Below are 11,791 nucleotides of genomic sequence, written 5' to 3' on the forward strand. Positions count from 1 at the left end.
TTTTGGATTTTGGTAAAGCAGCGCGGTGAGTCCAGCACCACGCTGACTCCTATTAACGAATTACGAATTACGAATTATTTTAGGAAGGATTAAGTTTATTCTGTACAACAACTTCCCCCTTCTTATTAATCTTCACCGGATTCTTCGGAAAAGCTTGATTATTCAAATAACGCATAAGTTTTACAGTTTGAAAACTCTGATCGATATGAGGAATTCCCTGCCGATCCATCCGAACGGGAATAATTTTACTGGATACCAAATTTCCTGCTGAGTTGAGTTTGACTTCTAAAATCATTGAGTCACCTGTTTGGGCATTTGTAGATAAAGTTCGATATCCCAAAAAGTTTCCTAAAGAATAGGCAATGATTTTTCCCTGATAAATTTCCATCGCTCTCGGAACGTGAGGGCCATGTCCTAGTACTAAGTCTGCTCCGGCATCAATCATGTTTCGAGCAAACGCGATCGCATTACCTCGGTTTTCTCCATAAAAAAACTCTGTTTGATTCTTAACGTGTAGTGCCCCCGTTCCTTCTGCTCCAGCGTGCATCGATACTATTACAATATTGGCTTTATTTTTGGCTTCTGCCACAAGTGCTTTAGCTGCTCCTAAATTATGGATGGAATTATACATTTCATAAGGAGAAAATCCGATCATTGCCACAGGGATATTGTTAGCTTCCAAATAAAGAATTTGATTTTTATGACCTAACGTTGCAATGCCCACAGCCTGAAGATTTTTCATTGTATCTTTGAACCCTACTGGGCCAAAGTCCATAGCATGGTTATTTGCCATATTGAACACATTAAAACCAGCCTCAGCAAAAAGCTGGGCGTATGCAGGTGGAGAGCGAAAGGCAAAGACTTGTCCTCGACTAATATCTTTGGCAGTATAGGGATAATTAGTTAGGCTACTTTCAAAATTCCCAAACAAGATATCAGATCCTTGCAAGTGAGTTCTCACTGACTTTGGTAATAATTGTTCTCGAAAACGGGGTAATCTATAGTTAGGGAAATTAGTGCCAGGAATAATATCTCCAACGGCTTTGATGGTAATAGTATCTGCAAAGGTTTGTTGTTGTGTTTTTGATGGCGTAACAGGAATAACTAATGGAAATTGCACAGCCTTAGTAGGCATAGTAGCAGCGTTCAATCGCTGTGATTGACCAAGCCGGATAATGACTCCTATACTAATACCCAGATATAAACCAATGCTGATCAGACTAAATGAGAATACTCGCCCCAAGCTGCGATCTACCATCGTTCACTCCTCACACGATGGCATTAGTTTATCCCAAAAATCTGTAAAATCTGTGTTGGCGGTGTATATTTTAGTGTTTTTGGCAAATATTTGACTACGTAAATATTAAGCGATAATCCTATCTAACTTGCAAATAAACAGACAAGTTGCTCAAGACCCTTGCTAAAGGTAGGCAAATTTCAGCCACATTGTAGTAAATTTTCAGTAATCTTTTGAACGGAGAGGGGGGGATTCGAACCCCCGTTGGGTTTCCCCAAAACGCATTTCGAGTGCGTCACCATGAACCGCTCGGACACCTCTCCAACTATTTATTCAGACATTTGAGTATCTATTGTACATTCAAATGCTGTAAATTTAGGGAAATTTTGCTTAATTCCCTATACTACTATAGCATTATCGCTTTTTTTGCGTAACACAATCCTCCAAGAACACCAACGGCAAATTAAGGTCTGTAGGCATCGAAAAAGACATCACAAGATTCATGTTACTTACATGAACATGGCTTAAAAATAACAGTACTCGTTAGATTCTCGCAATCTATTTTCGTTTGGCCTTGTCGATGCTGTCACTTGTTGGGCGAATGTCGAATTTACCTTACTTGGTAGGCATAGAGACTTCCCAAATTCCTTGATTTCCGCCATATTCGAGAACATAAATCTTATTGCTAATAATCTCAGCATCAATGGGATTACTAAAACCTCTGACAAGGCGCGTAGCATTAAGTTCATAGTTGGTATTTCCTACTTTAGTTAACTTTAAATGCAGTAAGTCTTGGCTGGCATCTTTAAAAGGGCCTATTAGTGTTTCACCAGTGGGATCGCCTGGTGTCCAACTCAGCATAAATCCATCTCTGTTGAATTCTGGACTCATTACTCCTTGTGTATCAAAAACTAAGCCTAAAGGAGAACGGTGTGTTGTAAAAGTGCTAAAAGTTTGCCCAATAACACTGGCATCTTTGATTTTTCCATCTACAGGATCGCGGTAATTATCTGCGTCCGGCCCAAGATTAGGAATTGGTTCAATCAAATTTCCAGTAGGCCGAGTAGGAAAGGTTGGATCGTTACGATAGTAGCCCCTTTGGATAGCGTTAAACTGAGGGCTTAACAATCGGTCAGTGGCAGGATTATAATTGGGAAATTGTTGTGGATTGTCTGTTCCACCAATACGCCAAGGAAAGCCGTAATTACCACCTAAACGTAGCCAATTTAACTCTTCTGACATGTCGCGATCTGGGCCATTTTCTGTGCCAAATAAATCCCCATTGGGTGCAAAAGCCATATCGAAAGTATTACGTATTCCTTCTGCAAAAATATAGCCAGCTGTCTTTAAAGTTGCTCGATTGTTTGCCAGAAAAAGATTGTTACCATTACTAGGAAGACGGAGTATACAGGCGGTTAATCCGACTTCGCGAGTATTGGGATATAGACCATCAACAGACTGAACCTCACCATGATCGGTACGAGAACCGCTATTTACATAGATAAAGTTACCATCCAGGCTAACAACTACGCCGTTGAATCGATGGTCATAAGCTGTTTTGCTTTTGGGATAGGCTTCACTCTTAGCTAAGATAGACCAGATACGCTGTCTTGTACTCGAATTAATTACACCTTTAACAATAATTCCTTGAGTTTGGTTCTTCACAAGGTCTGCATTGCCAACTAAATAAATTGTGCCGTTAGGGCCAATGGCCATACCTTGAGTTTCACTGATATTATGATTACCAGAGTTGTACACAAGGGTTCTAGTAGAGGAGGCTAAATTGACTTGATAAATCTCACCATTTCGTTTGAGGTAATAGAGAGTATTGTTTCGTGGGTCTTTTACAATCCGCACAGAAGGAGAGACTGATAGTGTATTAACAATATTGCGAACCTTGATATCAGGACGCAGGGCTTGAGGTACAAGACTTACTCCAGTAGTGCTATGATTTAATAAAACTATTGTAAATAATAGTGTTATTGTAAATAACAGCGCTTTGACAGCAAAATTACCGATGAATCTGCGTTTAAATTGATTAAATGATTTAGTATTATTCATAATTTTTTTTGTAAAATGATCAGTTATTTTTGTTGTTAAATTCCTCTTGATGAGGGAAAATTTTGGGAATTTTAGCTTGGGTCTTAGGAGACCATAGTGCTGAAACATTTAAAGCTTTATGGGACATTATTTGCTGTTGGCAGTGCTATTTTTATGTAACGGATGGATGGAAAGTTTACCCCAGTTTTATTAACCCAGAGGATCATATCGTCAGTAAAACATATATGACCAGAGTAGAAGTGAAAATACACATTTACGTGATTATCTTGCACACCTACAGATGGTTCTAACGTCGCTACCGCTTCGCTATTGAAAAAATTATGCTATTCCAAATCAGTAGATATGCTTAAGAGTATTCAATTCGATTGTTACTTATCTATTTTGAGTATAGATAAATACCCGTATTTAGCTAATTTATTCTGCATTTCTGCAACGCCTATTAGTGCAATCATGTTACGCTCCCATCTTTGAAAAGCGAAAAGCAATCCGCACTTGGAAAAACTTTCCAACAAAATATTTCGGATTTTCTGATAACTTAATGTATTCTGGGATATCTTACCTTGTGGAAAGCCAAATAATGACTATGAATATGCAACGACTGATCAAAAAAACTTCTAACCCAATTCGCAAGACAACAGAAGTAACTCCACCATCGACTGAACTGATTGAGATGGCTGAGAGTCAAGATATTCCTGAATCGGTGGTTGAACCAAATCTACCTGTGTACATCGAAGCATCCGAATCAGACTACATCTCTGAACACTATCGCCCTTTGCGCTCCGTTGGTAACTCTGGCTGGCAACCGTCTGATGTGTGGCGCGAGTTGAGAGTTGATAATTTCTGTGGGTGAGTAATATGAACGCAGAGAGCCATTCGATTTATGGCTGAATAAAAATTGTACGTTTGTCTAATTCCTGCTGAAATGTAATTACTCAGCTACAGCAATAAAGTAGCTCAGGTGTTGTAGTCCCATCTTTTTAAGACTTTATAAGTCTCAATTCTGAATAAATATATATTGGACATCTCAAAAAAGGCTCAATATCATACTCGTACAGAGATTTGATTGAGGCCAGAGCCATGAGTGAAAAAACAACGTCAGAGAATTTCAGAAGTAAAGTTGTTACACAAGGGGTACAGCGATCGCCAAATCGGGCTATGCTGCGTGCAGTAGGTTTTCAGGATGAAGACTTTAAGAAAGCAATTGTCGGTGTGGCTAATGCCTACAGCACCATCACTCCCTGTAACATGGGAATTAATCAACTTGCACTCATAGCTGAAGCTGGAATTAAACTAGCCGGGGCAATGCCGCAAATCTTCGGCACAATTACTATTAGTGATGGGATTTCTATGGGAACTGAGGGGATGAAATATTCCCTAGTGTCACGAGAAGTGATTGCTGACTCCATTGAAACCGTCTGTAATGGTCAAAGTATGGATGGCGTAATTGCCATAGGTGGCTGTGATAAAAATATGCCAGGGGCAATGATTGCAATGGCACGGATGAATATCCCGGCTATCTTTGTTTACGGTGGGACAATTAAACCCGGACACTACCAGGGTCGCGACTTGACTGTTGTGAGTTCCTTTGAGGCTGTGGGTGAATACAGTGCTGGAAAAATTGACGACACCGAACTGATGGAAGTAGAACGCCACGCTTGTCCTGGTGCTGGTTCTTGCGGTGGGATGTTCACAGCCAATACTATGTCCTCGGCCTTTGAAGCGATGGGTATGAGTTTACCCTATTCTTCCACAATGGCGGCGGAAGATGACGAAAAAGCTGATAGCACTGAAGAATCAGCCAAGGTATTAGTAGAAGCAATTCGTAATCAATTGTTACCCCGGCACATTATCACGCGCAAATCTATAGAAAATGCTATTTCTGTAATTATGGCTGTGGGTGGTTCAACTAACGCCGTGTTACATTTTCTGGCGATCGCTCGTGCGGCTGGTGTAGAACTTAATTTAGATGATTTTGAAATTATTCGTGGTCGTGTCCCTGTTTTATGCGATTTAAAACCCAGTGGTAGATATGTCGCCACAGACTTACATCAAGCTGGTGGTATTCCCCAAGTGATGAAAATGCTATTGGTGCATGGATTACTTCACGGTGACTGCATCACCATCACAGGTAGAACCATCGCCGAAATTTTAGCAGATGTCCCCGATGAACCACCAAGCAATCAAGATGTGATTCGTCCTTGGAATAACCCGATGTATGCACAAGGTCACTTAGCCATCCTGAAAGGGAATCTTGCTACAGAGGGAGCAGTAGCAAAAATTACCGGGGTGAAAAATCCTGCTATCACTGGTTCTGCACGGGTATTTGATTCCGAGGAAGAATGCTTAGATGCCATCCTTGCAGGTAAGATTAAAGCTTAGTGATGTAATTATCGTCCGCTACGAAGGGCCGAAAGGCGGCCCTGGGATGCGGGAAATGCTAGCACCCACCTCAGCACTTATTGGTGCGGGTTTAGGTGATGCAGTCGGGTTAATTACTGATGGACGCTTTTCAGGCGGTACTTATGGGATGGTAGTCGGACACGTTGCTCCCGAAGCCGCCGTTGGTGGTGCGATCGCTCTGGTCGAAGAAGGTGATAGCATCACTATTGATGCTAATTCTCGCTTGTTACAAATCAACATTTCTGATGCAGAATTAGCCAGTCGCCGCGCCAAATGGCAACCCCATTCACCCCGTTATACAAAAGGCATCTTAGCAAAATATGCTAAGTTAGTTTCCTCTAGTAGTGTTGGTGCTGTCACAGACTTGGATTTATTTAATGAGTAGGGCGTAAGGTTAGAGACGCGATATCTCGCGTCTCTCTACAAGAGTATGGAAAGACGGCTTTTTGGCATTGGCTGTGAAACTTACAGCAGAATTCAGAAGTAAACACGTTTTACATCTGGGTAACAGAGTTAGCTTGTGTACTTCACCAACTTGAAATCTGCTGTAAGTCACTCTACTTATGTTTTAAAGTAGAAAGTAGTTGATTGAAAGTGTTTGTTACTACCAATGAAAGTTTTAGGGTTAGTCCTGCCAGTCCTGTTGTTATGCAGTCCTGCTATGGCAGTTGAGCTTAAAGGACAAAATATTGATGGTCAAAAGCTGCCTGCTACAGCTTATTACTATGCAACTGGTGGAGTTTACAAAGTTCAGGTGCGCTTTCACAACAAACGAGCCACAATTTACTTTGACGACGGCAACCAAACAACTATACAGTTGAACCAGCAAGCGATCGCTGACTCAAAGAATATTGAAGGTTTTGGAAAACTAGGACAATATCCTCTAAATAGAACATTCAGTGTGGGGTTGGTGTATGACAATAATTGGCTCGGTAGCAATGATAGTCAATTCCAACAGTCTAATCCGCTAGAGGGGTTGTGGAAAATTAGTTTGGAGTGAATACACATCCGACTTTAAAAATATTTCTTATTTCTGACAGGGCAACTCAATAATATGTCCTTTGCTAGATTCGGAGGAACTACTTAATTAATCAAGTAACATATATAAGACTCATATTTAATTTTTGAATAACTAAGCTGCTTCAAAGCTTGCCAGACAAAGATTTATTTTTCAGTATATTGAGTAAGATTAAAGTAAGATTTATATATGTGAATATGATAATTACATAAATGAAAGTTGGCATTCAAAATACAGTAGAAATTTTAGAACAAGTTGACCAATTAGAGTCCACAATAGGTCTTAAAAATGAAGCTTGCCGTTCTAAATTTTTGATTCATCCTGACTTCACGTCAAAAGTTTTTTTGTTTTTGCATGGTTTTACAGCAGGTCCTTACCAGTTCGAGCCGCTTGGTAAAGCCTTATTCAACAAGGGATATAACGTTTTAATTCCTTTACAACCCGGTCATGGACGCTCAGGTGACTGGAAGTCTCAAAATCCTCCACCGCTGCCAACAGATATTGAGATTTATCAACAATTTGTCATCAAATGGTTGCAGATTGCCAAAACGCTAGGGCAACAAGTTGTAATTGGTGGATTATCAACAGGTGGAACTTTAGCTGCTTGGTTAGCTTTAGAGCATCCTGAAGAGATTGACCGTACTTTATTGTTCACACCTTTTTTAGGTAGCCGCTATTTAGTATTCGATCAACTCATCAAAATTCTGCCAATTTACTTTGAATGGTTCAACAAAGATGCACCTGGGAATTTTGGTTATAAAGGTTTTCGTCTCAAGGCCTTACGGATATTTCTAGAATTGGGATATCAGGTTTTAGACAAGGCTCAAGGCTGTGTTTCTGCTCCAATCTTAATGGTATGTAGTGAGGCAGATGGTGCTGTTAATCGCTCGAAACAGCAGGATTTTTTCCGAAGAATACTTAGGCAGCAACCGAAATCCTGGTATTACTGTTTCGATGATTCGCTTCACATTGAACACCGAATGATGACAAAATTAGAAGACAATGATTATGAAGAACTGGTAATTATCCTTGCGAAAGCATTTGTTGAGAGTAATTTAACTTGGCTAGAGTTTCAGGAAATGGCAAACCGGATAGCGCAAGGACAAGCTTATGACCAAATCATCCGAGAACTCAACTTTGATGAACAAGTTTTTCCACAGCTATCTGCAATGATGACTCAAGGTTTTGGCTGTGAGCATCTTAAATGTATCAATCCAGATTTATAATCAGTATCCCAATTTTTAAAAAAGGTCTTGCAAGACGCGATAACTGGGAACATCCCGTTTTGGCAGATCGCCCTGCGCTAAGGCGCACGCTACGCGAACAGACTAGAAGTCTGGGGCTATACAAACGAAGTCTGCACAACGACTGGCTCAGTGATCACCTGCGCGGACTCTCTAAAACCCGCGCAGGCGGGTTTAGTCTGTATAGCCGCGATTTCCAATTGCTTTTTATTACTTAGGATTGTATCCAAAAGCTAAGGCAGCACGTAATCTTATTATATATGTCTAGAGAATAAAGCTAACTGGTGAGAAAGACAAATTCATCCTTTAAATGCTATCAAAACTTCTTTGGCGTTCGCGCACGTATTTTGAACTGGTATGTAGTCCTGATGGCTTTGTCTGCCATAGTATCCATTTTGGTAATCCGTCATGCTTTTTTTATCCGTCAAGAAAAACGTATAGAAGACTCTCTAATCCAAGAATTAAAAGAATTTCAAAAAGTTGTTCAAGGAACAAACCCCGCTACAGGTAAACCATTTGGAGATGATGTGATTTCTATCTTTGATAAATACGTGGCTCGTAACTTTCCTGACGAAAACGAGTATTTCATTGCGCTCTTAAATGGTAAATTTTATAAATCAGACCCTAAAGTTATTCCAAAATCTATATATCCAGATACAGGATTATTAAACTATTGGGCACAGCTGACCCAGCCCAAGCAAGGCAAACACATCACTTCATCTGGTACTCTTATCTACTATGTAGCTGAACCAGTAATCAAGGAAAAAAACCGTGGGGTAATGGTAGTAGTTCATTCTACTGCCCTTGAGAATCAAGAAGTAAATGAGGCAATTATGATCGTTACTCAGGTAACTATAGCCGTACTGTTTGCAGCTTCGTTGTTAGCTTGGGTAGTAGCTGGAAGAGTACTTTCCCCTCTACGTTTACTGACTGAAACAGCTCGCTCGATTACTGAATCTGACTTCAGTCGACGCATTCCTGTACAAGGGTCAGACGAAATTGCTGAACTCACTGTTACCTTTAATGACATGGTGCAACGGCTTGAAGCCGCTTTCTCTAGTCAAAGAGACTTCATCAGCGATGCCAGCCATGAACTACGAACGCCAATTACTATTATCCGGGGTCATCTAGAACTATTGGGTGTAGGTGATGACCCCAAAGAGCGACGAGAAACACTAGAATTAGTCACCGACGAACTAGATCGGATGAATCGTTTTGTCGATGATCTATTGTTACTAGCTAAGGCAGAGCAACCAGATTTTTTAAACTTAGAAACTGTAGAAATTGGTTCGTTAACTGAAGAACTATACGCCAAAGTTAAAGCTTTAGGCGTTCGAGACTGGCGGTTGGAGGCAAAAGCTTCAGGTTGCATTGTAGCTGATCGACAACGGCTGACGCAGGCAATTATGAATTTAACTGTAAATGCCACTCAGCATACTCAGGAGGTAGATGTAATTGCACTGGGTTCATCCCTGAAAAAAGGTCGGGTGCGTTTATGGGTACGTGACACTGGTAACGGCATCAACCCTAACGACCAAAAACGGATTTTTCAGCGCTTTGCGCGTGGATCTAACGGTCGCCGTTCTGATGGTGCTGGTTTGGGATTGGCAATTGTTCAGGCCATAGCCTTTGCTCACGGAGGAACGGTCAAAGTCTTTAGTCGTAAGATGGGTGGAGCGACTTTTACTCTAATCCTTCCCTTAGAACCGCCACAGGAAGTATTTTTACATGAAAAGAATTCTGATTGCTGAAGATGAATCTCGCATTGCTAGCTTTTTACAGAAAGGTTTTAAGGCTAATGGCTTTACTACCTATGTAGTCGAAGACGGTGAGAAAGCTATTGTTATGGCTAACAGCAATAATTTTGACCTGCTTATCCTTGATATTGGTCTTCCTGAAAAGGATGGCTGGACTGTTTTAGAAGAATTGCGCGGACAAGGGCAGCAGTTGCCTATTATCATTCTCACTGTTCATGACAATGTGAAGGATAAAGTCAACGGTTTTGAAAGAGGAGCTGATGACTACGTTACTAAACCATTTCGATTTGAAGAACTTTTAGCTAGGGTGCGTGCGCGGTTGCGCGATCGCCACTCACCCAACGGCGAAGATGAGATGATACTCAGCACAGGTAATGTTGTTTTTGACCTCCGTACTCGTAAAGTCAAAGTAGGCGATCGCATAATCGAATTATCTGCTCGTGAATTTACCTTAACTGAAACTTTTTTACGTCATCCTGGACAAGTCCTCAGCCGGGAACAACTCCTGAGCCATGTCTGGGGTTATGACCATGACCCTGGCAATAACATAGTTGATGTCTATGTGGGTTATCTCCGCAAGAAGCTAGGCAACAAGTTTATTGAAACAGTTAGAGGCATGGGTTATCGACTGGGATTATGAGAATTTTCTCATGTTTTTCTTAATTTCAACTTATTTTGATGTGGGAAGCTAAATAATAGCAATCAGACAAATATTTGTTTGCTTATTCAAATTTAAATTGTCTATTACTAAAGGCATACTTCTTTAGGAATAGAATAAAAATAAAGAGGGATCAGAGAAAATGCTGAAAGTTTAGAAATAAAAATTGAATCTATGAAGATGAAGAAATTCCCACTAATTTTTCTTTTTTATCCTTCATAGTTCAGAGTTTTTGTGATTAAAATCCATGAAAATTCTGATTCAAGAAAAATTTTCCAGCATTTGAGGAGCCAATTCAATGAATATTTTAGTATTAGAATCTGATAGACTTGCTCAAGCGAAAATGGCGTACACCACGCGTCACGTAGATGTAGATGCGATCGCTACACTGATTACCGGAGACATAAAGCCTGAATGTGGTGATTTAGTATTGGCAAGAGTAGACGAAACAGGACAGCACGAGCGTCTCGAACTCTGCGATAGTCGCAAAGCCATCATGTTTCCCGGTGACGAAATAATAATTTGTTACGGGAATCGTTACGCCCCAGATCAATTTGAAGCGGAGATTCCCGAAGATTTGTCACCATGCAATCTCGCAGCAGCAGGTGGCATAGCAGCAAAAGTTTTATCCCAGCACGTCAAAATGAAACCACCCACAGCCATTACTCCTATTGGCTTACTGGGCGATCAACAAGGAAAACGGATCAACATTGCAGATTGGGCTTTACCACCAACTAGCTATATCGGCCAGCGCCCTTGCACAATTGCTGTTGTCGGTACATCGATGAACTCAGGTAAAACTACCACAGCAGCCAACCTGATTAGGGGCTTAGTTAATGCAGGTATGAAAGTAGGAGCCGCCAAAATTACTGGCACTGGCGCGGGTGGAGACATTTGGCTGATGCGCGATGCCGGAGCTAGCTTAGTTTTAGATTTCACCCATGCCGGGTTTCCCTCCACTTACCGAGCTACCCCTGAACAAGTCGAAGGAATTCTAGATACTCTAACTAATTATCTAGGAGCAGAGGGTGTAGATGCGATCGTACTAGAGGTAGCAGATGGATTGTATCAAGAAGAAACATCAGCATTAGTTTCTTCTGTTGCCTTCCGCGAGGCTATTGATGGTGTTTTGTTTGCCACTGGTGGCGCTCTGGGAGCAGCCGCAGGCATAGAATGGTTGCAAAGCTTTAATCTGCCCGTCTTAGCAGTTAGTGGCTTGGTAACTGCATCTCCGTTAGCTGCACGTGAAACTGAAAAAGCCACAAATTTACCGATTTTCGATATCCAAATGCTGCGCGAACAAGCGACAGATTTATTAGAAAGTATAAAAGCAGCAAAAATAGTTCTTCCATCTCCTCGCCCTCTTCCCGATTTAATGCTGACTCAGCAGGTGAGTACCAACTAATTGCTACGGAG

8 protein-coding genes, 1 tRNA gene and 2 pseudogenes are annotated in these 11,791 nt (G+C 41.0%); 8 read left to right on the plus strand and 3 right to left on the minus strand.

The genetic code is table 11. The features are described 5' to 3' along the window. Positions 1-79 precede the first annotated feature (79 nt). The 3 genes from QUD05_RS23570 to QUD05_RS23580 form a co-directional block, all read right to left on the minus strand. On the minus strand, positions 80-1,258 hold the full coding sequence (locus tag QUD05_RS23570; RefSeq protein WP_289798222.1) for a CapA family protein: 1,179 nt from the start codon (positions 1,256-1,258) through the stop codon (positions 80-82). Between the two features lie 217 nt (positions 1,259-1,475). Next, a tRNA-Ser gene (locus tag QUD05_RS23575) sits at positions 1,476-1,560 on the minus strand. 292 nt (positions 1,561-1,852) lie between these two features. Beyond that, entirely contained in the window at positions 1,853-3,298 is a 1,446-nt protein-coding gene (locus QUD05_RS23580; RefSeq protein WP_289798223.1) for a PQQ-dependent sugar dehydrogenase, read from the minus strand. A 65-nt stretch (positions 3,299-3,363) separates the two neighbouring features. Between QUD05_RS23580 and QUD05_RS23585 the strand changes: the two are divergent. The 8 genes and pseudogenes from QUD05_RS23585 to QUD05_RS23620 form a co-directional block, all read left to right on the plus strand. Then, positions 3,364-3,693, plus strand: a pseudogene (locus QUD05_RS23585) (IS1 family transposase); the annotation flags it as partial. Positions 3,694-3,875: 182 nt separating this feature from the next. Next, the gene (locus QUD05_RS23590) at positions 3,876-4,148 is read left to right on the plus strand and encodes a hypothetical protein (protein WP_289798224.1); all 273 of its coding nucleotides are present in this window, start codon (positions 3,876-3,878) and stop codon (positions 4,146-4,148) included. 227 nt (positions 4,149-4,375) lie between these two features. After that, a pseudogene (gene ilvD, locus QUD05_RS23595) lies at positions 4,376-6,083 on the plus strand (dihydroxy-acid dehydratase). A 276-nt stretch (positions 6,084-6,359) separates the two neighbouring features. Further along, positions 6,360-6,698: a hypothetical protein gene (locus QUD05_RS23600; protein WP_289798225.1), complete on the plus strand. Its 339-nt coding sequence runs from the start codon at positions 6,360-6,362 to the stop codon at positions 6,696-6,698. A 230-nt stretch (positions 6,699-6,928) separates the two neighbouring features. Further along, on the plus strand, positions 6,929-7,942 hold the full coding sequence (locus QUD05_RS23605) for an alpha/beta hydrolase (protein WP_289798226.1): 1,014 nt from the start codon (positions 6,929-6,931) through the stop codon (positions 7,940-7,942). Between the two features lie 302 nt (positions 7,943-8,244). Continuing rightward, entirely contained in the window at positions 8,245-9,711 is a 1,467-nt protein-coding gene (locus QUD05_RS23610) for a sensor histidine kinase (protein ID WP_289798227.1), read from the plus strand. Continuing rightward, positions 9,689-10,357, plus strand: a complete 669-nt coding sequence (locus QUD05_RS23615; protein ID WP_289798228.1) for a response regulator transcription factor — start codon at positions 9,689-9,691, stop codon at positions 10,355-10,357. Before QUD05_RS23610 ends, QUD05_RS23615 begins: the two co-directional genes overlap by 23 nt. 316 nt (positions 10,358-10,673) lie before the next feature. Next, entirely contained in the window at positions 10,674-11,780 is a 1,107-nt protein-coding gene (locus QUD05_RS23620) for a molybdopterin-guanine dinucleotide biosynthesis protein MobB (RefSeq protein WP_289798229.1), read from the plus strand. Positions 11,781-11,791 lie beyond the last annotated feature (11 nt).

The sequence above is a fragment of the Nostoc sp. GT001 genome (assembly GCF_030382115.1).
Taxonomy (GTDB): Bacteria; Cyanobacteriota; Cyanobacteriia; order Cyanobacteriales; family Nostocaceae; genus Nostoc.